The following is a 22014-nucleotide window of genomic DNA, read 5'->3' on the forward strand; positions in this document are numbered from 1 at the left end:
TCTAGAATGAGTCAGTCGGATGACGTCAAAAATATGGCAAATAGCCATTAATTTGCATTGCCTGGGGAAAGGCTCGCCTGCACAATTGCGCTTTCGCCAAAAGAACGACACTGACTCGGCGAACGGGATTTCTGGGGACAGCCATGGCGGCACGATGGGGATTGCGCGGCAAATCGGTGGTAGCGCTGTTACTGGCCTGCGTTCTGGCGTTGGTTCCCGCGGTGCTGCTCGGCTGGAAGGCGATGGAGGACATCCGTACGCACTTCGGCCTGGCCTATGCGAAGAACTTCACCCTGCTCAACCAGCAGAAGATCCTCGCCCCGGTGATCCGCGAGCTGTCGCTGTCGCGGCGCCTGGCCGAGTCGGTGGTGACCCAGGACTGGCTGCTGGACGAGAGCAGTTCCGAGCGGCGCACGCGCTTCTTCCGTGAGGCCGACGGTTACCGCGGCGACCAGGGCGAGTATTCCTACTTCGTCATCGTCGACTCCTCGCTGCACTACTACTTCAACGACTCCACCTCGCCGCTGTCCAACGCCCCGCGCTACACCCTCAGCCGCGACGACCCGCAGGACGCCTGGTACTTCGCGACCATGGCCAGCGACAGCCCCTACAACATCAACGTCAACTACGACGCCAAGCTGCGCGCCACCAAGGTCTGGTTCAACGTCCAGGTCATCGCCGGCAACCACAAGGTCGGCCTGGCCGGCGGCGGGCTGGACCTGACCGCCTTCCTCGACCAGTTCATCTCGCGCCGCGAGCCCGGGGTGACGCCGATGATCGTCGACGCCGACGGCGCCATCCAGGCGCACCCGGACCGCAAGCTGATCGCCCTGAGCTCCGGCGCCGGCACCGCCGACAACGGCGGCCACCGGGTCTTCGACCTGCTGGGCAGCGACGAGGAACGCAAGGGCCTGCGCCAGGTGATGGACGACGCCCAGGCGCACCCGGGCGAGGTGCGCACCTTCTGGGCCACCCTCGACGGCAAGCAGCAGCTGTTGGCCACCGCGTACATTCCCGAGCTGCGCTGGCACGTGCTCAGCGCCGTCGACCTGCACGCCGCGCAGGTGCTCGACAGCCGCTGGATCTGGCCGCTGGCGGGCACCCTGCTGGGCCTGCTGGCGCTGCTGCTGATCGGCTTCGCCTACACCGTCGAGCTGCTGCTGCTCAAGCCGCTGCGCGGCCTGCGCCAGTCGGCCAAGGCGATCGCCGCCGGGCAGTACGACAACCCGCTGCCCAAGTCCCGCGGCGACGAGATCGGCGAGCTGTCCGACGCCTTCGCCAGCATGGCCAACCAGGTCCGCCGGCACACCGAGGACCTGGAGGACAAGGTGCGCCAGCGCACCCAGGCCCTGGAGCAGGCCAACCGCGAGATGGCCGCGGCGCAGAAGAAGATCGGTGATTCCATCGACTACGCCAGCCTGATCCAGCGCGCCATCCTGCCCGACCGCCAACTGCAGTCGTCCCTCGGCCAGCACCACTTCGTGCTGTGGAAGCCGCGCGACGTGGTCGGCGGCGACTTCTACATCTACCGCGAAGGCAGCGAGGACAGCCTGATCGGCGTGGTCGACTGCGCCGGCCACGGCGTGCCCGGCGCGCTCATGACCATGCTGGCGCTGGCCGCCATCGACCACGCCATCGACAGCGTGCAGAGCCACGACCCCGCGTCGATCCTGCGCGAGACCGACCAGGTGATGCGCGGCATGATCAGCCAGGAGCGGGTGACCCAGGCCCTGGCCACCAACATGGACGCCGGTTTCGTGCGCGTCGACCACGGCCGCCGGCTGCTGCATTTCTCCGGGGCGAAGATCTCGCTGTTCGCCAGCAATGGTGACGAGGTTCGCGAATACAAGGGCGGCCGACGCGCCATCGGCGACAAGCGCCAGGGAGAGTACGAGAATATCCAGCTGCCGCTGGAGCCGGGCTGGACCTTCTACCTGTGCACCGACGGCTTCCTCGACCAGGCCGGTGGCGAGCACGGCTTCGGTTTCGGCAACAGCCGCTTCGCCGAACTGCTGCGCCGTCATTCACGTCTGCCATTGGCCGAGCAGGCGCGGGTGTTTGCCGCTACCCTGGCGGACTATCAGGGCGAACGGCCGCAACGCGACGACATCACCATCCTGTCCTTCCGATTCGAGTAGGAGTACGCCATGGAGACACTAGACCTGTTGGCCATGCGTGAAAGCTACACCCGACAACGCATCCTGCTGTGCTTCAACGGCCCGATCTCGCGCAGCCTGATCGAGGAGATCGGCCACGCTCTGCGCAACTACATGCAGGCCGAGCAGGCGCACCCCAGCGAGGCCATGGACGTCTTCGCGGTCTACATCGAGATGACCCAGAACATCCGCCACTACGCCACCCAGCGTGGCTACGGCGACCAGGACGCCTCGGCCACCGTGGCCATCGCCCGCGACGACGACGGCCACTACGTGGTGTCCGCCGGCAACCTGGTGGAGCTGGCGGACGGCCGCGAGCTGGTGCGCAACATCGAGGCCATCGCCGGGCTCGACAAGGCCCAGCTCAAGGCGGCCTACAAGGAGCAGCTGCGCCGCCCGCGCGATTCCGGGGTCAGCAGCGGTGCCGGCCTGGGCCTGCTGGACATCGCCCGCAAGTCCGGCATGCCCTTGCAGACCTCCCTTACCGAACAACCCGATGGGCGCGCGTTCTTCAGTCTGCGCGCCGTGATCTGACCACGCGTTTCAGGAATACAAAGGTATGAGTGACCTTCACATCAGCGGCACCCAGTCCACCCCGTCGATCCACGGTGACTGGGAAGCCGGCGTCCTGGCCATGCAGGGCGACTCCTATCCCGAGAACTCCTACGAACTCTTCGGCCAGGTGATCGAATGGGTGCAGCGCTTCCTCGCCGAGGAACAGCGCCCGCTGGCCCTGGACCTGCGTCTGCTATACCTCAATACCAGTTCGATCAAGGCGATGATGGATATCTTCGACCTGCTCGAAGAGGCCCACACCGGCGGCCGCAAGACCCAGGTGAGCTGGCACTACGACCGCCGCAACGAGCGCGTCGCCGAACTGGCCGAGGAATTCCGCGAAGACTGTAGCTTCCCGTTCGTCATACAGCCCTACGACGAGTGATGCCATGAACAGCGAACGCGAGCTGGACCTGTTGATCGAGGAGCTGCTGGCCGACCCGCAGTATTTCGACCATCCGCTGCGCGAGGCGCTGTTCCTCAAGCACCAGCAGTCCCTCGACCAGCTCGCGCGCCTGGAGCGCATCGCGCGGATTTCCGACGGTTTCCAGTCGATGGCGCGGGCGCAGAACTCGACGCTGTCCGAGCGCTACCACAAGCAGTTGCGCCAGCTGGAGAAGGTGGCGCGCATCTCCGACCGCTACCAGAACATGATGCGCGACCTCAACGTGGCGCTGCGCGAGGCCTCCACCCACGACCCGCTGACCGGCATCGGCAACCGCCGCCTGCTGATGGAGCGCCTGCGCGAGGAAAGCGAGCGCGCCCAGCGCAGCGGCAAGCCCTACGTGCTGGTGATCCTCGACATCGACCACTTCAAGCAGGTCAACGACAACTGGGGCCACGAGGTGGGCGACCGCGTGCTGGTGGAGATCGGCTGCACCATGCAGGCCGCGCTGCGCCAGTACGACCTGTGCGGGCGCTGGGGCGGCGAGGAGTTCCTCCTGCTGCTGCCGGAAACCGCCATGGCCGACGCCGACCAGGTGATCGACCGGGTGCGCCAGGACATCCGCTCGCTGGCCGTGCGCGTGGGCACCGAGGCGCTGTCGGTGACCGCCAGCTTCGGCGTGGCCGAATACCGCCTGGGCGAGAGCTACTCGCAGACACTCAGTCGGGCCGATGCGGCGCTGCTGGAGGCGAAGCGCAGCGGGCGGGACAAGTGCGTGGCCAGTGCTGTGGCGAGTGGTTGAGCTACGTCCTGTGGCCTGACGGCTGTTCGTAGGAGCGAGCTTGCTCGCGAATGGTGCTGGCCGGCGGCATGGGTGTTTCAGGTCACCTCCGTACCCTCTCCCCAGCCCTCTCCCTGAAGGGAGAGGGGGCTAGTCCGCGCCGAGAGAAGGGATGGTTCCAGCTGGGAGCCTTCGGTGTTGCCGGCTGACTCCAAAACATCCGTGTCTGCCCAACGGTCCCCTCTCCCTTCAGGGAGAGGGTTAGGGAGAGGGGCGGAGCCAAACCGAGACACCAACGCCACAGGTGAAGGACGTAGGGCGCATAACCGTTCGCGGTTATCCACAGTTGGTCGGTGGCACTGACTTGTAGGAGCGAGCTTGCTCGCGAACGGTGTTTGCCGGTTGCATGGGTGTTTCAGGTCTCCTCCGCACCCTCTCCCCAGCCCTCTCCCTGAAGGGAGAGGGGGCTTGTCCGTGCCGAGAGAAGGTATGGTTTCGTCCTGATACCTGTGGAGTAGCCGGCTGACTCTGAAGTATCCAAGCGCACCGAACGGTCCCCTCTCCCTTCAGGGAGAGGGTTAGGGAGAGGGGCGGAGCCAAACCGAGACACCGCCGTCACAGGTAAAGAACGTAGGGCGTATAACCGTTCGCGGTTATACGCCGTCGGAGCAAAAAGCCCCCTCAAACCCTCACACTGGCAAAAGTCGATTCCCCCTGCGCCTGGCTCAGCGCCGAGATCGCCGAGGAGTGCGGCATCAGCGCCAGGTCCTGGGGTATCGGCATGACCATCACCGGCTGGCCGATCGGCTGGCCCTGGCGTTCGTCGCGCGGCGGGATGCCGAAGTATTCGCGGTAGCACTTGGAGAAGTGCGGGGTGGAGACGAAGCCGCACACCGAGGCCACCTCGATGATCGACATGGAGGTCTGCTTGAGCAGTTGGCGCGCGCGGATCAGGCGCAGCTTCAGGTAGTAGCGCGACGGCGAGCAGTGCAGGTACTTCTGGAACAGCCGCTCCAGCTGGCGCCGCGAGACGTTGACGTAGACCGCCAGCTCGTCGAGGTCGATCGGCTCCTCGAGGTTGGCTTCCATCAGCGCGACTATTTCCTGCAGCTTCGGCTGGTTGGTGCCGAGCATGTGCTTGAGCGGCACGCGCTGGTGGTCCTGCTCGTTGCGGATGCGCTCGTAGATGAACATCTCGGAGATCGCCGCCGACAGCTCGCGGCCGTGCTCGCGGCCGATCAGGTGCAGCATCATGTCCATCGGCGCGGTGCCGCCGGAGGAGGTGTAGCGGTTGCGGTCGATGGAGAACAGGCGGGTGCTCATGGCCACCCGCGGGAAGGCTTCCTGCATCGCCGCCAGGCATTCCCAGTGCACGCTGCAGTCGTAGCCGTCGAGCAGGCCGGCGCGGGCCAGCGCCCAGCTGCCGGTGCACACCGCGCCGAGGCGGCGGCCCAGGCGCGCCTGGGTCTGCAGGAAGCATACGTGCTCGCGGGTGACGCTGCGCTGGATGCCCACGCCGCCGACCACGATCAGCGAATCCATCGGCGGGGCGCCGTCGGTGCTGGCGTCGGGGGTGATCTGCAGGCCGTCGCTGGCCCACACCTGGCGGCCGTCGAGGGTGAGGGTGTGCCAGCGGTACAGCTCCCTGCCGGAGAGCTGGTTGGCCATGCGCAGCGGTTCCACCGCCGAGGCCAGGGAGATCAGGGTGAAGTTGTCCAGCAGCAGGAAGCCGATGGACTGCGGAGCTCGGTTTTGCGGGGGAACTCCGGGGTTGAAAGCATTCATGATGCTCGATCTCCTCACGCTAGTCACGGTTGCCCCTGAGGGGCTTTCTTATGCTTGTTTTCTGCCTGGGTGACCCGCAGGTCACCACCGCTTCCAAGAGCAAGGCAAATGCCGTGCCTATATTGATTGAGCGTTCAATAAAAAAAGAAAAGCGCCTGGGAACGGCGCTTTTGGGAGCTTGGATGCGACGCCTGGCATGTCGCAAATGCCTATGGGGCGTGGCCTCTGGGGCATTTGGTAGCACTCGGCCCGTGGCTGCCGGGTGCCAGCATTTTCCGAAAGTAACGCTTGTCAGACCTGTCCGATAACGACGCGACGCTGCGCCAAAAGGTGGCGCCGGGCGCGCGGAGTGAGCAAAAGAGGGTCAGCACTCGATGATGCTGACGGCCAGGCCGCCGCGGGAGGTTTCCTTGTACTTGTCGTGCATGTCGGCGCCGGTGTCGCGCATGGTGCGGATGGCCTGGTCGAGGCTGATGAAGTGCTGGCCGTCGCCACGCAGGGCCATCTGCGCGGCGTTGATGGCCTTCACCGCGGCGATGGCGTTGCGCTCGATGCAGGGCACCTGGACCAGGCCGCCGACCGGGTCGCAGGTCAGGCCGAGGTTGTGCTCCAGGCCGATCTCGGCGGCGTTCTCCACCTGTTCGGGCGTGGCGCCGAGGACTTCGGCCAGGCCGGCGGCGGCCATGGCGCAGGCCGAGCCGACTTCGCCCTGGCAACCGACTTCGGCGCCGGAGATGGAGGCGTTCTTCTTGCACAGGATGCCCACCGCGGCGGCGGCGAGGAAGAAATCCACCACGTCCTGCTCGCTGGCATCGGGGTTGAAGCGCATGTAGTAGTGCAGCACCGCCGGGACGATCCCGGCCGCGCCGTTGGTGGGCGCGGTGACCATGCGCCCGCCGGCGGCGTTCTCCTCGTTGACCGCCAGGGCGTAGAGGTTCACCCACTCCATGGCGCTCAAGGTGGAGCCGATGACGTTGGGCTTGCCGATCTCCAGCAGGTTGCGGTGCAGGCGGGCGGCGCGGCGCTGCACGTTGAGGCCGCCGGGGAGGATGCCCTCGGCCTTGAGGCCGTTGTTCACGCAGTCCTGCATGGCGCGCCAGATGCGCATCAGGCCGTCGCGGGTGTCGGTGTCGCTGCGCCACATGCGCTCGTTGGCCAGCATCAGCTGGGACACGCGCAGGTTGTGGCGGCGGCACAGCTGCAGCAGTTCGGCGGCGCTGTTGAAGTCGTAGGGCAGGCGGGTGGCATCCTGGTCGAGGGAGCCGGCGGCGGCCTGCTCGGCATCGACCACGAAGCCGCCGCCGATGGAGTAGTAGGTGTCGGCGTACAGCTCGGCGTCGCCCTCGTAGGCGACCAGGCTCATGGCGTTGGGGTGGTAGGGCAGGTTCTCCTCCAGCAGGCGCATGTCGCGGACCCAGTCGAAGGGAATGCGCCGCTCGCCGGCCAGCAGCAGTTCGCCGCTGCCGAGCAGCTCGGCCATGCGCGGGGCGATCTGGCCGGGGTCGATGCGGTCGGGCCATTCGCCCATCAGGCCCATGATCACGGCGCGGTCGGTGCCGTGGCCGACGCCGGTGGCGGAGAGCGAGCCGTAGAGCTTCACTTCGACGCGGCTGACGCGCGACAACAGCTGGCGCTCGCGCAGGGCGCCGACGAACAGGGCGGCGGCGCGCATGGGGCCGACGGTATGCGAGCTGGAGGGGCCGATACCGATCTTGAACAGGTCGAACACACTGATAGCCATGCCGGCCTCCGCAGGAACTGGGCGTGATGCGGAGCGCCCGCGGGCACCCCTGATGCGGGGCATCATCGGCCCTCGGCCGGCTGGGCCGGCGTCCGGCACCGACTTGGCCTTATCCAAAAGCGCCGCGACGTGCGACATGGGAAGAATCGTGCCAGCCGATGTCGCTCATGCGACAAATAAGTACGGATTTGAGACGCAGTCGATAGACAACATCAATCATTCGACAGCCCCATATTTCGGGGTGTTTCATGATGAACGGTCGACGAACGGCTATGGTTTCGCCTTCGGACCTGCGCTTGACCCCTCCCCGTAATTGCTAGAGGCTGACCTCATGAAGTGTCTTCTGTTGTCGCTGTTGGCGTTACCCGTTCTTTGCTCTGGCCTGGCCCAGGCCGCCGAACCACAGTCCTGCTCGCTGGTCCGTTTCGCCGATGTCGGCTGGACCGACATCACCGTCACCACCGCCGTCACCCGCCTGGTGCTCAGCGAACAGGGCTACCGCACCAAGGTCGAGCGTCTCTCCGTTCCCGATACCTACAAGGCCATGGCCGAGAAGCGCATCGACGTCTTCCTCGGCAACTGGATGCCGAGCATGGCCGCGGACATCAAGCCCTACGCCGACGACGGCCGGGTGCAGACCGTGCGCGCCAACCTGGAGGGCGCCAAGTACACCCTCGCCGTTCCCCAGGACGCCTACGACGCCGGCCTGAAGAGCTTCGCCGACATCGCCAGGTTCAAGGAGCAGCTGGGCGGCAAGATCTACGGCATCGAGCCGGGCAACGACGGCAATCAATTGATCCGCAAGATGATCGCCGAGAAGGCCTTCGGCCTGGGCGACTTCAAACTGGTGGAGTCCAGCGAGGCCGACATGCTCGCCTCGGTGCGCCGCGCCGGCGCCCTCAAGCAGCCGATCGTGTTCCTCGGCTGGGAACCGCACCCGATGAACACCCGCCTGCAGATGCGCTACCTGGAAGGCGGCGATGCCTATTTCGGCCCGAACTACGGCGGCGCCACCGTCTACACCAACGTCAGGGCCGGCTATCTTGATGAATGCCCGAACGTCGCGCAGCTGCTGCGCAACCTGAAATTCGACCTGGCCATGGAGAACCGCCTGATGGACGCGGTGCTCAATGAACGGAGCAATCCGCGCCAGGCCGCCAAGGACTGGTTGCAGGCCAACCCGCAGGTGCGCGATGCCTGGCTCAAGGGCGTGCAGCCGCGCGCCCAGGCCCAGCCCAAGGCCGTCGCCCAGCAGTGAGGGCGACGTCTCCGGGCTGCCGGAACAGGGCCGTGGAACTGGATGCGACACCCCTGGTGCTGATTGCGACTTCGCCTGCACTGGTTGCGACGCACCCGGTATGCGGCGGATTTTTCCTGTTCCATGATCGTTTCCGAATCGACGAAGAAAGGGCCCGCGTCCCGGCGCGGCCCACCTAGAAACCCACGCAGATCGCCCCATCCCGTAGAGGAGTACGCTCATGAAAGGTTGCAAGTCTTTGCTACTGGCTGTGTCCCTGAGTACGCCGCTGGTGGTTCAGGCCGCTGAACCTGAGTCGTGCGGCACGGTTCGCTTCTCCGACGTCGGCTGGACCGACATCACCGTCACCACCGCGACCACTCGCCAGGTGCTGGAGTCGCTCGGCTACACCACCAAGGTGAACATGCTTTCCGTGCCGGTGACCTACCGCTCGCTGGCGAACAAGGACCTCGACGTCTTCCTCGGCAACTGGATGCCGAGCATGGCCAACGACATCAAGCCCTACGCCGACAACGGCTCGGTGGAAACCGTGCGGGCCAACCTGGAGGGCGCCAAGTACACCCTGGCGGTCACCCAGGCGGCCTACGACGGCGGGCTGAAGACCTTCGCCGACATCGCCAAGTTCTCCGACAAGCTCGGCGGCAAGATCTACGGCATCGAGCCGGGCAACGACGGCAACCGCCTGGTCCAGGGCATGATCGACAAGAACCAGTTCGACCTGGGCAAGTTCAAGCTGGTGGAGTCCAGCGAGGCCGGCATGCTCTCGCAGGTGGGCCGCGCCGACCGCCGCAGCCAGTGGATCGTGTTCCTCGGCTGGGAACCGCACCCGATGAACACCCGCTTCAAGATGCAGTACCTGCAGGGTGGCGATGACGTGTTCGGCCCCAACTACGGCGGCGCGACCATTTACACCAACGTGCGCAAGGGCTACGCCCAGGAGTGCCCGAACGTCGGCAAGCTGCTGACCAACCTCACTTTCACCCTGGACATGGAAAACAAACTGATGGACGCCGTGCTCAACGAGGGCAAGAAGCCCGAGGACGCGGCCAAGGCCTGGTTGAAGGATCACCCGGAACTGCTCGATGCCTGGCTGGCTGGCGTCACCACGCGTGACGGCAAGCCAGCGCTCGCCGCGGCCAAGGTCGCTTTCGCCAAGTGACCCTGGCCGGTCGCTTCCACCTTGCTTGATGGGCCCGCACTATGTTTCTGACTGAACACAAGATCCCCCTCGGTGAGCACATCGCCGCCTTCGTCGACTGGCTCACCCGCCATGGTTCGGCGGTCTTCGACAAGATCTCGGATGTCCTCGAGTTCCTCATCCACGGTGTCACCGGCGGGTTGCTGTGGTTCCACCCGCTGCTGCTCACCGCCATCCTGGTGGGCCTGGTGCACTTCATCCAGCGCAGCATCGGCCTGACGCTGTTCGCCCTGGCCTCGCTGCTGCTGATCCTCAACCTGGGCTACTGGCAGGAAACCATGGAGACCCTGGCCCAGGTCATCTTCGCCACCCTGGTGTGCGTCGCCATCGGCGTGCCCCTGGGCATCGTCGCGGCGCACAAGCCCTGGTTCTACACCGCCCTGCGCCCGCTGCTGGACCTGATGCAGACGGTGCCCACCTTCGTCTACCTGATCCCCACCCTGACGCTGTTCGGCCTGGGTGTGGTGCCGGGGCTGATCTCCACGGTGATCTTCGCCATCGCCGCGCCCATCCGCCTGACCTGCCTGGGCATCCAGGACGTGCCGGCGGAGCTGATGGACGCCGGCAAGGCCTTCGGCTGCTCGCGTTGGCAGCTGCTGACCCGTATCGAACTGCCGCACGCCATGCCCAGCATCGGCGCCGGCATCACCCAGTGCATCATGCTGTCGCTGTCGATGGTGGTGATTTCCGCGCTGGTAGGCGCCGACGGCCTCGGCAAGCCGGTGGTGAACGCGCTGAACACCGCGGACATCTCCCTGGGCTTCGAGGCCGGCCTGGCCATCGTCCTGCTCGCCATCCTGCTCGACCGGGTGTGCAAGCAACGCTCGCTGCGGGGGAGGTAAGCAACCATGGCTGCGATTGAATTCAAGAACGTCGATGTCATCTTCGGCAAGAACACCAAGGAAGCCCTGCGCCTGCTCGACGAAGGCCTGGGCCGCCAGGAAATCCTCAAGCGCACCGGCCAGGTGCTGGGCGTGGAGGACGCCAACCTGGACGTCGAGCGCGGCGAGATCTGCGTGATGATGGGCCTGTCCGGCTCGGGCAAGTCGAGCCTGCTGCGCTGCATCAACGGCCTCAACACGGTCAGCCGCGGCAAGCTGCTGATCGAGCACGAAGGCCAGCAGGTGGACGTCGCCAACTGCTCGCCGGCGACGCTCAAGACCATGCGCACCAAGCGCATCGCCATGGTGTTCCAGAAGTTCGCCCTGATGCCCTGGCTGACCGTGGCCGAGAACATCGGCTTCGGCCTGGAGATGCAGGGCCGCCCGGCCGCCGAGCGCAAGAAGGTGATCGACGAGAAGCTCGAACTGGTGGGCCTGTCGCAGTGGCGCGACAAGCGCCCGGACGAACTCTCCGGCGGCATGCAGCAGCGTGTCGGCCTGGCCCGCGCGCTGGCCATGGACGGCGACATCCTGCTGATGGACGAACCCTTCTCGGCGCTGGACCCGCTGATCCGCCAGCAGCTGCAGGACGAACTGCTGGTGCTGCAACGGCAACTGCACAAGACCATCGTCTTCGTCAGCCACGACCTCGACGAGGCGCTGAAGATCGGCTCGCGCATCGCCATCATGAAGGACGGCCGCATCATCCAGCACAGCAAGCCCGAGGAGATCGTGCTGAACCCGGCGGACGACTACGTGCGCACCTTCGTCGCCCACACCAACCCGCTCAACGTGCTGTGCGGCTCCAGCCTGATGCGCGGCCTGGACCAGTGCCGCCGGCAGGACGGCGAGGTGTGCTTCGACCAGGGCCGCGACTGCTGGATCGGCCTCACCGAGACCAACCAGATCAAGACCGCGCGCCAGGGCAGCAACATCATCGACCTGCAGCAATGGCGCCCGGGCGACCCGGTGGAAAAGCTCAAGCACGAGCCGACCCTGGTGGACGTCAGCATCCGCATGCGCGACGCCCTGCAGATCCGCTACCAGACCGGCCACAAGCTGGTCCTGCAGGAGCAGAGCCGCGTGGTCGGCGTGCTCGGCGACAGCGAGCTGTACCACGCGCTGCTGGGCAAGAACCTGGGCTGACGGAGCCGAGGAAACCAAAACGCCGGGCAGATGCCCGGCGTTTTCGTTTTGCGTAACCGTTCGCGAGGCGGGCATGGCTTCTCGTAGGAGCGAGCTTGCTCGCGAACCGCACGGCACCGCAGCCGCCGGGAAGTCCGTTCGCGAGCAAGCTCGCTCCTACGAAGAGCGCGTCCTTAATGCTTGAGTTCGGCCAGGCCCTTTAGCAGCGCCGCGTGGAAGGCCTGCGGGTCCTGGATCTGCGGCGCGTGGCCGAGCTTGTCGAACTCCACCAGGGTGGCGTGGGGGATGGCCTGGGCGGTGCGCTTGCCCAGCTCGGCGTAGTTGCCCAGCTTGGCGCGCAGCGGCTCGGGGGCCACGTCCTTGCCGATCGCGGTGTTGTCCTGGGTGCCGATCATCAGCAGGGTGGGCGCCTGGATCTGGCCGAACTCGTAGACCACCGGCTGGGTGAAGATCATGTCGTACTGCAGCGCCGAGTTCCACGCCACGCGCTCGTGACCGGAGCCGTTGTACAGGCCGGCGAGCATGTTCACCCACTTGTCGTACTCCGGCTTCCACTGGCCGGCGTAGTAGGTGGCCTGCTCGTACTTGCGGATGCTTTCCGCGCTGGTCTTCAGCTCGCGCTCGTACCACTGGTCCGGGGTGCGGTAGGGCACGCCCAGGGCCTTCCAGTCCTCAAGGCCGATGGGGTTGACCAGCACCAGCTGCTCGACCTGCTGCGGGTACATCAGCGCGTAGCGCGCGGCGAGCATACCGCCGGTGGAGTGGCCGAGCATGGTCACTTTGTGCAGCCTGAGCTTGTCCAGCAGGGCGTGGGTGTTGCTCGCCAGTTGCTGGAAGCTGTACTGGTAGTGCTCCGGCTTGGTCGACTTGCAGAAGCCGATCTGGTCCGGCGCCACCACCCGGTAGCCGGCGGCGCTGAGGGCTGCGATGCTGGCCTCCCAGGTGCCGGCGCAGAAGTTTTTGCCGTGCAGCAGCACCACCGCGCGGCCGTTGGGCTTGGCCGGCTTCACGTCGATGTAGGCCATGTGCACGTGCTTGCCCTGGGAGACGAAGCTGAAGTGCCCCACCGGGTAGGCGTAGTTGAAGCGTTCCAGTTCGGGGCCGTAGGTCGGCCGGGTTTCGGCGGCCTGCAACGGCAGGGCGGCGGCCAGCAGCAGGGCGGGGAGCCAGCGTCGGAACATGGGGTTTCCTCGGGAGGGCGGGGGAATGCTCTAGCATGCCTGGGGAGGGCCCGGGCTGGGAAGGGCGTGGGCGCCATCGCGCCAGGCGAATCGCGGACGAGGCACGGCGTCGAAGTCGCTGGGTTCCCGCGTTCGCGGGAATGACGGGATTAAGATTCGTGTTTTCCGACGTCATTCCCGCGAACGCGGGAAACCAGAAAACAGCGTAAGCGGACTCCGTCCGCGGTATATCCGCATTGTAGGAGCGGGCCCTGCCCGCGAATCGCGCGCAGGGCGCGCTCCTACATGGGGCGATCGATGTTCAGGCGGGCCCGTCGCGCGTCAGCCAGTCGATGAACAGCGAGAACAGCTCCGCCTGGGAGTTGATCTCCAGCTTGGTGTAGAGGTGCTTGCGGTGCATGCGCACTGTCTCCGGCGAGATGTCCAGCACCCGCGCGCTGGACTTCACCGAGTGGCCGCGCAGCAGCAGGTGGGCGATTTCCCGTTCGCGCTCGGTCAGGCAGTCGCCGCCGAAGTTCATGAAGGCTTCGCGGATGTGCCGGTTCAGCGCCGCCGCCGGTTGCGCGCCGGCGTCGCCGCCGGCCAGCAGTAGGTCGAGGCCGCCGCGGCTCTCGAACTGCCGGCACAGCTCGCGCACCAGCGGCAGCGCGGCGCGCAGCAGTTCGGTCTGTTCCTCGCTGAAGCGCGCGCCGCTGCGGCCCTGGTACACGCACAAGGAAAGCTTGCGCTGGGCGTCGAGGTCGACGATGTAGTGGCTGTCTTCCACCGAGCCGCACTTGAGGTAGTAGGTCTTGTAGTACTCGCTGGCGAAGAAGTCGTCCGGGGCGATTTCCGCCAGCGGGTAGAAGCCCTCGGCCAGGCCGCCTTCCATGGCCAGGCAGAAGGGGTCGAGCAGGTAGCCGCGGGCGTAGTAGCGCTCGGTCAGCGGCTCGCGGTATTCCGCGGGGATGCCGTGCTGGAACAGGTGGCGCGGCGGCTGGCCCTTGCGCTCCAGGCCGAACAGCGAGGACTCGATGGGCACCAGCGCGCCGAGTGCCTCCACCAGCCGCGCCGGGAATTCCGCCGTGGCCACCGCCGCCATGGCGCGCGCCAGCCCCGCATGCCAGGCATGCAGGGCCGGGCTGTTGGGTGGGGTGTCGAGTGGGGTGGCCGGTGTGCTCATGGTCGGCAGCATACGGCCGCCGCCGACCAGGTGCAAAGCGCCGCGTCCGCGCATCAGTGCCCCGCGTAGTCGCCGCTGCGCTTGAGGTCCTCGGCGGTTTCGAGAATCGCCTCGCGCAGGGTGTCGACCACCTCGTCGACCTGCTCGCGGGTGATGGTCAGCGGCGGCGACATCACGTTCAGGTGCACGATGGGGCGCACCAGCAGGCCGCGCTTCTGCGCGCGCAGGTGGATCTTCTCGCCGATGTTCAGCTCCTCGGGGAACAGCGTCTTGCTGCGCTTGTCGGCGACGAACTCGACGCAGGCCATCAGCTTCTGGCAGCGGACGTCGCCCACCAGCGGCAGCTCGGCCAGCTCCTGCAGGCGCTGCTCCAGGTAGGCGCCGACGTCCTTGACGTGCTCCAGCAGGTTCTCGCGCTGAATGATCTCGATGTTCTTCAGCGCCGAGATGCAGCTCACCGGGTGCCCGCTGTAGGTGAAGCCGTGGCTGAAGCAGCGGCCCTGGTTCGGCTCGGCGATCACCTTCCAGATGCGGTCCGAGAAGATGCACGCGCCCAGCGGCAGGTAGCCGGAGGTCAGGCCCTTGGCGGTGGTGATGATGTCCGGCTGCATGCCGAACACGTCCTCGGAGGCGAAGAACGCGCCCAGGCGGCCGAAGGAGGTCACCACCTCGTCGGCGACGTAGAGCAGGTCGTACTTCCGGCACACCTCCCACATGCGCTTGTGGTAGCCCTTGGGCGGGATGATCACGCCGCCCGAGCCCATGATCGGCTCGGCGAAGAAGGCCGCCACGTTGTCGGCGCCCAGTTCCAGGATCTTGTCCTCGAATTCCTTGACCAGGAATTCCAGGAAATCGCCCTCGGTCATGCCCGCCGGCGCGCGGTAGGGATTGGGGCAGGAGATGTGGTGGATGAAGTCCTTGAGGAAGTCGAACTCGGCCGGGTGGTCGGCCACCTTGCCGCCGAGGGACATGGTCAGGAAAGTCGAGCCGTGGTAGGCGTTGACGCGGCTGATGATGTGCTTCTTGGCGTGCTTGCCGCGGCAGTTCTGGTAGTACTGGATCAGCCGGTAGGCGGTGTCCACGGCGGTGGAGCCGCCGGTGGTGAGGAACACGTGGTCGAGGTCGCCCGGGGCCAGTTCGGCGAGCCTCTCGCAGAGCTGGATGGCGGTGACGTTGGCCATGTCGCAGAAGGGGTTGGAGTAGGCCAGCTGGCGCACCTGCTCGGCGATGGCCTCGGCCATCTCCTCGCGGCCCAGGCCGATGTTGGTGCACCACATGCCGCCCACGGCGTCCAGGTAGCGGTTGCCCTTGGTGTCGTAGATGTAGGCGCCCTGGCCTGCGGCGATGTTCAGCGCGCCGTTTTCGCGATGGTCGTCGAACACGTGGTAGCCGTGCACGTAGTGGGCCTTGTCGGCGGCGACCAGCTTTTCGTCATCGAACTGGGCGAAGAAGGCGGCGGATGGGGTGGTCATGGCAGTACCTCGATATTGCGGTTTCAACTCGTTAATTCCGTTTCCCTCTCCCTGACCCGCTCCCTGAAGGGCGGGGGATCGTTCTGCGTGCCCGGTGATCTCGACGCTCGCCGGCAACTCAGACGTGGCCGGCATGCACCTTGAGTTTCAGCCGGCACGGATAGCCCCCTCTCCCTTCAGGGAGAGGGCTGGGGAGAGGGGGCTCTTGAAAGTCAGCTCATCAGGTCCCCGTCTTCACCGCATTCCACGTCCGGGTGATCAGCCGCGTGGCCTTGGGCCCCTGGACCTTCTGGGTGAACAGCCGCGAGCGCGTCTCGGCATCCGGGTAGATCGCCGGGTCGTCGCGCACCTCGGCGGCCAGCAGCGGCTTGGCCGCGCCGTTGCTGGTGGCGTAGCGGATGTAGTCGCTGACGTCGGCGGCCACCTTCGGCTGCAGCATGTACTCGATGAACTTGTGGGCGTTGGCCACGTGCGGCGCGTCGGCCGGGATGTAGAAGTCGTCGAACCAGATCAGCGAGCCTTCCTTGGGCACGAAGTAGCCCAGCTTGACCTTGGCCCCGGCCTCGTCGGCGCGGGCCTGGGCGGTGGCGTAGTCGCCGGACCAGGTCATGGCCATGCACTGGTCGCCGTTGGCCAGTCCGTTGAGGTAGCTGGTGGAGTCGAACTTGCGGATGTACGGGCGGATCGACTGCAGCAGGTCCTGGGCGGCCTTGAGGTCCTCGGGGTTGGCGCTGTTCGGGTCGCGCTTGAGGTAGGCCAGGGCCAGCGGGATGACGTCGGTGGGCGAGTCGATGATGGTCACCCCGCAGTCGGCGAATTTCGACACCACCTTGGGATCGAACAGCATCGCCAGCGAGCCGATGGGCGCGTCGGGCATGCGTTGCTTGATCTTCTCGATGTTGTAGGTGATGCCGTTGCTGCCCCAGGTGTAGGGCGCCGAGTACTGCACGCCCGGGTCGTAGTGCTCCAGGTGCTTGAGCACCTCGGCGTCGAGGTTGCTCCAGCTGGGCAGCTTGCTCTTGTCCAGCGGTTGGAACACCCCGGCCTTGAGCAGCGGCGGCACCAGCGCGGCGTTGAGCACCACCAGGTCGTAGCCGGAGCGGCCGGGCAGCAGCTTGCCCTGCACCGTCTCGTAGGAGTCGAAGGTGTCGTAGACCACCTTGATCCCGGTGGCCTTCTCGAAGTCGGCGATGGTGTGCTCGCCGATGTAGTCGGTCCAGTTGTACAGCCTCAGCGTTTTGGCGCCGTCGGCGTCCGCGGCCTGGCCGAGCAAGGGGCTCAGCAGCAGGGCCGTGCCCAGGATCGCTGCGAAGGATTTGTACATGTCACTCCCACCTGTGGTTGTTTTCGAGGGTCGTGTCGGCTGTGGCCACTGTCCGCCGCCAGCCGTCGCCGGGCCATTCCCCGAATGGGTGGGTGGGGCTGGTATGCTGTTGCACATTCGTTCAGATTGGCGGCCTTGGACACAGGAGCGGCAGGCGATGAACCAGGCAGTGCGCTTTTCCCGGCTGGAACCCGAACAGCGCAAGGCGCTGCTGATCGAGGCCACCCTGGCGTGCCTGAAGCAGCACGGCTTCCAGGGCGCGTCGATCCGCAAGATCTGCGCCGAGGCCGGGGTCTCGGTGGGGCTGATCAACCACCACTACGCGGGCAAGGACGAACTGGTCGCCGAGGCCTACCTGACGGTCACCGGGCGCGTCATGCAACTGCTGCGCGAAGCCATCGACCAGGCCGCGCCGGACCCTCGCGCGCGCCTGTCGGCGTTCTTCCGCGCCTCGTTCAGCGCCGAACTGCTCGACCCGCAACTGCTCGACGCCTGGCTGGCGTTCTGGGGCGCGGTGAAGACCGCCGAGGCGATCAACCGCGCCCACGACCATTCCTACGGCGAGTACCGCGCCCTGCTGGCCCAGGCGCTGAATCAGTTGGCGGCGGAGGAGGGCTGGGCCGACTTCGACGCCGACCTCGCCGCCATTGCCCTGTCCGCCATGCTCGACGGCCTGTGGCTGGAATCCGGGCTGAACCCCAACACCTTCAGCCCCGAGCAGGGCATCCAGGTCTGCGAAGCCTGGGTCGATGGCCTGCAGGCCGGCGGGCGGCAGCGCTTCAGCCGTCGGCCGGCGGACTGTTGATCGGCCGTTCAGCAATCGCTACTCTGCGCCGGCCCCTGGGAAATTTCCCACGGGCGTCCATCCTCTAATAAGAAATCCGCCGCGACCTCGCCGGCGGCCGCAGCAGGGTATTGGCGATGGCTCCCCGTGTACTGATCGTCGACGACGATCCGCTGATCCGCGAACTCCTCCAGTCCTACCTCGCCGGGGAGGGCTACGAGGTGGCCTGCGCCAGCACCGCCGAACAGGCCGAGGCCAGCCTGGCCGAAGCCGAGCAGGGCGGCCCGCCCTTCGACCTGGTGCTGCTGGACATCCGCCTGCCCGGCAAGGACGGCCTGACCCTCACCCGCGAACTGCGCGTGCGCTCGGAGGTGGGCATCATCCTGATCACCGGGCGCAACGACGACATCGACCGCATCGTCGGCCTGGAATGCGGCGCCGACGACTACGTGATCAAGCCGCCGAACCCGCGCGAGCTGGTGTCGCGGGCGAAGAACCTGATCCGCCGCGTGCGCCATGCCCGCGCTCCGGCCACGGCAACACCGGCGCGCCAGCCGCTCAAGCGCTTCGCCCAGTGGCGCCTGGACCCGGATCGGCGGCGCCTGGTCGACCGCGACGGCGGCGAAACCCTGCTCACCCACGGCGAGTTCCAGCTGCTCAGCGTGTTCCTGCGCAACAGCGGCCACACCCTCAGCCGCGACCAGCTGATGGACCAGATCCGCAACCGCGAGTGGCTGCCCAACGACCGCTCCATCGACGTGCTGGTCGGCCGCCTGCGCCGCAAGCTGCGCGACGACCCGGCCGAGCCCGAGCTGATCATCACCATCCACGGCGCCGGCTACCTGTTCACCGCCGCCCCCAGCGACGCCTGAACGTGCGTTGGCTGGCCCTGCTCGCCTTGGCGCTGTGTGGCCTGGCGCCGGCCGCCGAGCGCGTGCGCTACTGCGACTACCCGGTGTACCCGCCGGTGTCCTGGAGCGATGGCCATGAGGTGCGCGGGCTGGCGCCGCAGGTGGTGAAGAGCGTGCTCGGCGGGCTCGGCTACGAAGTACAGGTGGTGGTGCTGGGCAACTGGAAACGCTGCCTGCTGGACGCCGCCGCCGGCCGCGTCGACGTGGTGCTGGCCTACCGCACGGCGCAGCGCGACCAGGGCCTGGCCTTCGCCGAGGCGCCGGTGCTGCGCGAGGAGGTGGCGCTGTTCTACAACCGCCACAAGCCGGTGCGCTTCCAGACACTGGACGATCTTTCCCGCTACCGCGGCGGCCTGCTTTTTGGCGAGAGCTACGGCGCCGAATTCGACCGCTTCGTCGCCAGCCACGACAACATCGAGTACGTCTCCGACAGCACGCAGAACTTCGGCAAGCTGATCCGCCAGCGCATCGACTTCATCCCCTACGAGCGGCGCACCGGGCGGCTGCTGGTCGAGCGCCTGCCCGGTGGGGAGGACATCGTAGACGCGCTGCAACCGATCACCGTGGACTACCTGCGCCTGGCGGTGTCGCGGCACTCGCCGTTGCAGGCGCGCCTGGGCGAGATCGACAAGGCCCTGCAACGCCTGCAGGCCGACGGCAGCCTGGCGCGCTGGCTGGACGAAAGTGAGCGCGACTATCGCGCCATGCTCGCCGCCGGAGCCACGCCATGAGGGCCCTGCGCGCCCCCGGCCCGCTGGCGCGGCGCCTGCTGCTGCGGGTGCTGGGCTTCAGTCTGTGCTTCACCCTGCTGGCCGGCGCGCTGCAGCTGTACCTGGAATACCGCCGCGAGATGCGCGACATCGAAACCCGCCTGGAGCTGATCCGCAGCGGCTACCTGGCTAGCTTCGAGCGCAGCCTGTGGGACCTCAACCAGGCCCAGCTCAACGTGCAGCTGCACGGCCTGGTGGACTTCCCCGACATTGCCTGGGCCAGCCTGGCCAGCGCCGACTTCAACCTGATCCAGGGCGACATCCAGGCCCCCGGGCCGCTGCGCGTCGAGCACTTCCCGCTCAGCTACCAGCCGCCGGACGGCGAACGCCGGGCCCTCGGCGAGCTGGTCGTGGCCATCGACCAGGGTGCCGTGTACCGCCGCCTTTGGCACGGCGGGCTGAGCAACCTGCTGTGGATGGGCCTGTTCCTCTGCGGCCTGGCGGTGGCCCTGAGCTGGCTGTTCCACAAGCTGGTGACGCGCCACCTGGAGCGCATGGCCGAGTTCGCCGGGCGCATGGCCGGCGGCGACCTGCAACAGCCGCTGCGCCTGGACAAGCGCATCCGCGCCGAAGACGACGAACTCGACACCGTGGCCCATTCCCTGGACGACATGCGCCAGGCCCTGCGCGAAGAGCGCGACGAACTGCAGCGCCAGGTCGAGCGGCGCACCGCCAGCCTGCGCCGGGCCAAGGACGAGGCCGAGGCGGCCAACGAGGCGAAGAGCCGCTTCCTGGCCACCATGAGCCACGAAATCCGCACCCCGCTCAACGGCATCCTCGGCATGGCCGAACTGCTGCGCGACGCGCCCCTCGGCGAGCTGGAACGCAAGCGCCTGCACGCCCTGCACAAGGCCGGCGAGGGCCTGCTGGCGGTGCTCAACGAAGTGCTGCACTTCGCCAAGCTGGAGGACGGCGCCAGCCTGCCGGAGCCGGTGGACTTCGACCTCGGCGAACTGCTCGACGAAGTGCTGACGCTGCTGGAACCCCGCGCGGCGGCCAACGCCACGCGCCTGTCGCTGCACCTGGACGACGATGTGCGCCGCCGTTGCCGCGGCGCCGAGCAGTTCCTCCGCCAGGTGCTGAGCAACCTGGTGGCCAACGCTGTGAAGTTCACCGAGGGCGGCGAAGTGCGCGTGGAGGTGGAACTGCTGGCGCAGCAAGGTGAAAGCCAGCGCCTGCGCTTTGCGGTGGTCGACGACGGCATCGGCATTCCCGAGGCGGTGCAGGCGCGCATCTTCGAGCGCTTCACCCAGGCCAGCGAGGAAGTCACCCGCCGCTACGGCGGCAGCGGCCTGGGCCTGGCCATCAGCAAGCGCCTGGTGGAAGCCATGGGCGGGCGCATCGGCGTGCGCAGCCGGGAAGGGCAGGGCAGCACCTTCTGGTTCGAGGTCGAGCTGCAAGCCGCGCTGGCTCCCGTGGTGGAACCGCAGGTGGCCCCGCGCGGCGAACGTGCCCTGAGCGTGCTGCTGGTAGAGGACGTACCGCTCAATCGCGAAGTGGCCCAGGGCCTGCTGGAGCGCGACGGCCATGCCGTGCGCCTGGCCGAGGACGCCGAACCGGCGCTGGTCGCCTGTCGCGAGCAGGCCTTCGACCTGATCCTGCTGGACATGCACCTGCCGGGCCTGGGCGGCATCGAACTGTGCCGGGCGATTCGTGGCCAGGAGGGCGGGCGCAACCGGGAAACGCCGATCCTTGCCTTCACCGCCAGCGTGCAGCCGGCTTTGGTGCGCACCTACTTCGAAGCCGGCATGCAAGGCGTGCTGGCCAAGCCGTTGCGTGTCGACGATCTGCGTCGTGCGCTGGCCAACCTGCATGCGCCTGTGCCCGGGCGTGAGGTGGATGGGGTGATCGACGAGCAGGTGCTGGCGACCCACCGCGAACTGCTGGGTGAGCACCGGGTGAAGGAACTGCTCGGTGTGCTGAGCGACTTGCTGGCGCAACAGCTGCCGCTGCTGCACGAAGCCATCCGTGCCGGCGATGCCAGCGAGGCCGCTGGCCTGGCCCATCGCCTGGCGGGCAGTTGTCACTCCATGGGCCTGCGCGGCCTGGGCGAATGCCTGCACGGCCTGGAAGAAGCGGCCCTGGCCGGCGAACCGCTGCAAGTCTGGAGCGAAAGACTCGACGCGCAACTCAGCGCCGCCAGGACGCACCTCCTGTAGGAGCGAGCTTGCTCGCGAACAGACTCCCCGGCGGCTGCGGTGCCATGCGGTTCGCGAGCAAGCTCGCTCCTACGAAAAGCATGCATAGCCGCATGGCTTACCGGGAGGCACGCATTTCCCGCTGGCACGGACAGTCCCCTCTCCCTTCAGGGAGAGGGTTAGGGAGAGGGTTGCGGGCTCCCAGATGAACTCCGTGCGTTCGGCTGACTCCGTCCCCTCTCCCCAGCCCTCGGCTGCGCGCCCCGCCCTGAAGGGAGAGGGGGCCGTTCGGCAGGCTTGGATGTTTCGGAGTTAGCCGGACGTTATCCCGAGGGCGTGGGGACTAGCCCGCTACAAATTCCTTACAGCTTTTTACATCTTCGATC

General features: G+C 66.9%; 18 protein-coding genes. 12 read left to right on the forward strand and 6 right to left on the reverse strand.

The annotated features are described in order from the left end of the window. Positions 1–143: 143 nt before the first annotated feature. From siaA to siaD, 4 genes are read left to right on the forward strand one after another with little or no spacing between them, the layout of a single operon-like run. Positions 144–2138, forward strand: a complete 1995-nt coding sequence (siaA, locus tag ACTWJ5_RS00995) for a biofilm regulation protein phosphatase SiaA (protein ID WP_261747217.1) — start codon at positions 144–146, stop codon at positions 2136–2138. Positions 2139–2147: 9 nt separating this feature from the next. Next, positions 2148–2690 carry a biofilm regulation protein kinase SiaB gene (gene siaB, locus ACTWJ5_RS01000; protein ID WP_074980562.1) on the forward strand — a complete coding sequence of 181 codons (543 nt, stop codon included), beginning with the start codon at positions 2148–2150 and terminating at the stop codon, positions 2688–2690. Between the two features lie 25 nt (positions 2691–2715). Continuing rightward, positions 2716–3096 carry a biofilm regulation phosphoprotein SiaC gene (siaC, locus tag ACTWJ5_RS01005; protein ID WP_074980563.1) on the forward strand — a complete coding sequence of 127 codons (381 nt, stop codon included), beginning with the start codon at positions 2716–2718 and terminating at the stop codon, positions 3094–3096. A 4-nt stretch (positions 3097–3100) separates the two neighbouring features. Further along, positions 3101–3898 carry a biofilm regulation diguanylate cyclase SiaD gene (siaD, locus tag ACTWJ5_RS01010; RefSeq protein WP_074980564.1) on the forward strand — a complete coding sequence of 266 codons (798 nt, stop codon included), beginning with the start codon at positions 3101–3103 and terminating at the stop codon, positions 3896–3898. A gap of 660 nt (positions 3899–4558) precedes the next feature. On the opposite strand, the gene ACTWJ5_RS01015 is transcribed toward siaD, so the two are convergent. Both ACTWJ5_RS01015 and ACTWJ5_RS01020 read right to left on the reverse strand, forming a co-directional pair. Next, positions 4559–5662, reverse strand: coding sequence for a GlxA family transcriptional regulator (locus tag ACTWJ5_RS01015; protein ID WP_253407800.1), 1104 nt, complete (start codon positions 5660–5662; stop codon positions 4559–4561). Between the two features lie 364 nt (positions 5663–6026). Continuing rightward, positions 6027–7403: an L-serine ammonia-lyase gene (locus ACTWJ5_RS01020; RefSeq protein ID WP_444437299.1), complete on the reverse strand. Its 1377-nt coding sequence runs from the start codon at positions 7401–7403 to the stop codon at positions 6027–6029. A gap of 382 nt (positions 7404–7785) precedes the next feature. On the opposite strand from ACTWJ5_RS01020, the gene choX reads away from it, so the two are divergent. The 4 genes from choX (at position 7786) to choV (ending at position 11886) form a co-directional block, all read left to right on the forward strand. Beyond that, positions 7786–8661, forward strand: a complete 876-nt coding sequence (gene choX / locus ACTWJ5_RS01025) for a choline ABC transporter substrate-binding protein (protein ID WP_444439707.1) — start codon at positions 7786–7788, stop codon at positions 8659–8661. Positions 8662–8881: 220 nt separating this feature from the next. Continuing rightward, the gene (locus tag ACTWJ5_RS01030; RefSeq protein WP_074980567.1) at positions 8882–9820 is read left to right on the forward strand and encodes a choline ABC transporter substrate-binding protein; all 939 of its coding nucleotides are present in this window, start codon (positions 8882–8884) and stop codon (positions 9818–9820) included. 41 nt (positions 9821–9861) lie between these two features. Beyond that, the gene (choW, locus tag ACTWJ5_RS01035) at positions 9862–10701 is read left to right on the forward strand and encodes a choline ABC transporter permease subunit (protein ID WP_074980568.1); all 840 of its coding nucleotides are present in this window, start codon (positions 9862–9864) and stop codon (positions 10699–10701) included. Positions 10702–10707: 6 nt separating this feature from the next. After that, positions 10708–11886: a choline ABC transporter ATP-binding protein gene (gene choV / locus ACTWJ5_RS01040; protein WP_009614797.1), complete on the forward strand. Its 1179-nt coding sequence runs from the start codon at positions 10708–10710 to the stop codon at positions 11884–11886. Positions 11887–12059: 173 nt separating this feature from the next. Here choV and ACTWJ5_RS01045 read toward each other — a convergent pair whose 3' ends face one another. From ACTWJ5_RS01045 to ACTWJ5_RS01060, 4 genes are all read right to left on the reverse strand, one after another. Continuing rightward, positions 12060–13067: an alpha/beta fold hydrolase gene (locus tag ACTWJ5_RS01045; RefSeq protein ID WP_444437300.1), complete on the reverse strand. Its 1008-nt coding sequence runs from the start codon at positions 13065–13067 to the stop codon at positions 12060–12062. Positions 13068–13368: 301 nt separating this feature from the next. Further along, positions 13369–14229 (reverse strand): helix-turn-helix transcriptional regulator, encoded by an 861-nt coding sequence (locus tag ACTWJ5_RS01050; protein ID WP_116424755.1) that lies wholly within the window; start codon positions 14227–14229, stop codon positions 13369–13371. Between the two features lie 53 nt (positions 14230–14282). After that, on the reverse strand, positions 14283–15701 hold the full coding sequence (locus ACTWJ5_RS01055; RefSeq protein ID WP_444437301.1) for an aminotransferase: 1419 nt from the start codon (positions 15699–15701) through the stop codon (positions 14283–14285). Positions 15702–15921: 220 nt separating this feature from the next. Next, entirely contained in the window at positions 15922–17025 is a 1104-nt protein-coding gene (locus ACTWJ5_RS01060; RefSeq protein WP_074980571.1) for a polyamine ABC transporter substrate-binding protein, read from the reverse strand. A 157-nt stretch (positions 17026–17182) separates the two neighbouring features. Between ACTWJ5_RS01060 and ACTWJ5_RS01065 the strand changes: the two genes are divergently transcribed. From ACTWJ5_RS01065 to ACTWJ5_RS01080, 4 genes are all read left to right on the forward strand, one after another. Then, on the forward strand, positions 17183–17830 hold the full coding sequence (locus ACTWJ5_RS01065; RefSeq protein ID WP_069862713.1) for a TetR family transcriptional regulator C-terminal domain-containing protein: 648 nt from the start codon (positions 17183–17185) through the stop codon (positions 17828–17830). Positions 17831–17940: 110 nt separating this feature from the next. Continuing rightward, on the forward strand, positions 17941–18681 hold the full coding sequence (locus ACTWJ5_RS01070; RefSeq protein ID WP_135499876.1) for a response regulator transcription factor: 741 nt from the start codon (positions 17941–17943) through the stop codon (positions 18679–18681). Beyond that, complete coding sequence (locus tag ACTWJ5_RS01075) at positions 18678–19451, forward strand: substrate-binding periplasmic protein (protein ID WP_444439709.1); 774 nt, start codon at positions 18678–18680, stop codon at positions 19449–19451. Before ACTWJ5_RS01070 ends, ACTWJ5_RS01075 begins: the two co-directional genes overlap by 4 nt. Further along, positions 19448–21649, forward strand: a complete 2202-nt coding sequence (locus ACTWJ5_RS01080) for an ATP-binding protein (RefSeq protein ID WP_444437302.1) — start codon at positions 19448–19450, stop codon at positions 21647–21649. Before ACTWJ5_RS01075 ends, ACTWJ5_RS01080 begins: the two co-directional genes overlap by 4 nt. Positions 21650–22014 lie beyond the last annotated feature (365 nt).

The organism is Pseudomonas sp. A6, from assembly GCF_052367875.1.
Lineage (GTDB): Bacteria > Pseudomonadota > Gammaproteobacteria > Pseudomonadales > Pseudomonadaceae > Pseudomonas > Pseudomonas citronellolis.

What these genes read in the sequence shown, in the direction of transcription:
- ACTWJ5_RS01020 (WP_444437299.1), bottom strand. Translation starts at nt 7,403, where the DNA reads ATGGCTATCAGTGTGTTCGACCTGTTCAAGATCGGTATCGGCCCCTCC.
- ACTWJ5_RS01045 (WP_444437300.1), bottom strand. Translation starts at nt 13,067, where the DNA reads ATGTTCCGACGCTGGCTCCCCGCCCTGCTGCTGGCCGCCGCCCTGCCG.
- choV (WP_009614797.1), top strand. Translation starts at nt 10,708, where the DNA reads ATGGCTGCGATTGAATTCAAGAACGTCGATGTCATCTTCGGCAAGAAC.
- ACTWJ5_RS01055 (WP_444437301.1), bottom strand. Translation starts at nt 15,701, where the DNA reads ATGACCACCCCATCCGCCGCCTTCTTCGCCCAGTTCGATGACGAAAAG.
- siaD (WP_074980564.1), top strand. Translation starts at nt 3,101, where the DNA reads ATGAACAGCGAACGCGAGCTGGACCTGTTGATCGAGGAGCTGCTGGCC.
- ACTWJ5_RS01030 (WP_074980567.1), top strand. Translation starts at nt 8,882, where the DNA reads ATGAAAGGTTGCAAGTCTTTGCTACTGGCTGTGTCCCTGAGTACGCCG.
- ACTWJ5_RS01015 (WP_253407800.1), bottom strand. Translation starts at nt 5,662, where the DNA reads ATGAATGCTTTCAACCCCGGAGTTCCCCCGCAAAACCGAGCTCCGCAG.
- siaA (WP_261747217.1), top strand. Translation starts at nt 144, where the DNA reads ATGGCGGCACGATGGGGATTGCGCGGCAAATCGGTGGTAGCGCTGTTA.
- ACTWJ5_RS01080 (WP_444437302.1), top strand. Translation starts at nt 19,448, where the DNA reads ATGAGGGCCCTGCGCGCCCCCGGCCCGCTGGCGCGGCGCCTGCTGCTG.
- ACTWJ5_RS01060 (WP_074980571.1), bottom strand. Translation starts at nt 17,025, where the DNA reads ATGTACAAATCCTTCGCAGCGATCCTGGGCACGGCCCTGCTGCTGAGC.
- choW (WP_074980568.1), top strand. Translation starts at nt 9,862, where the DNA reads ATGTTTCTGACTGAACACAAGATCCCCCTCGGTGAGCACATCGCCGCC.
- siaC (WP_074980563.1), top strand. Translation starts at nt 2,716, where the DNA reads ATGAGTGACCTTCACATCAGCGGCACCCAGTCCACCCCGTCGATCCAC.
- ACTWJ5_RS01050 (WP_116424755.1), bottom strand. Translation starts at nt 14,229, where the DNA reads ATGAGCACACCGGCCACCCCACTCGACACCCCACCCAACAGCCCGGCC.
- siaB (WP_074980562.1), top strand. Translation starts at nt 2,148, where the DNA reads ATGGAGACACTAGACCTGTTGGCCATGCGTGAAAGCTACACCCGACAA.
- ACTWJ5_RS01065 (WP_069862713.1), top strand. Translation starts at nt 17,183, where the DNA reads ATGAACCAGGCAGTGCGCTTTTCCCGGCTGGAACCCGAACAGCGCAAG.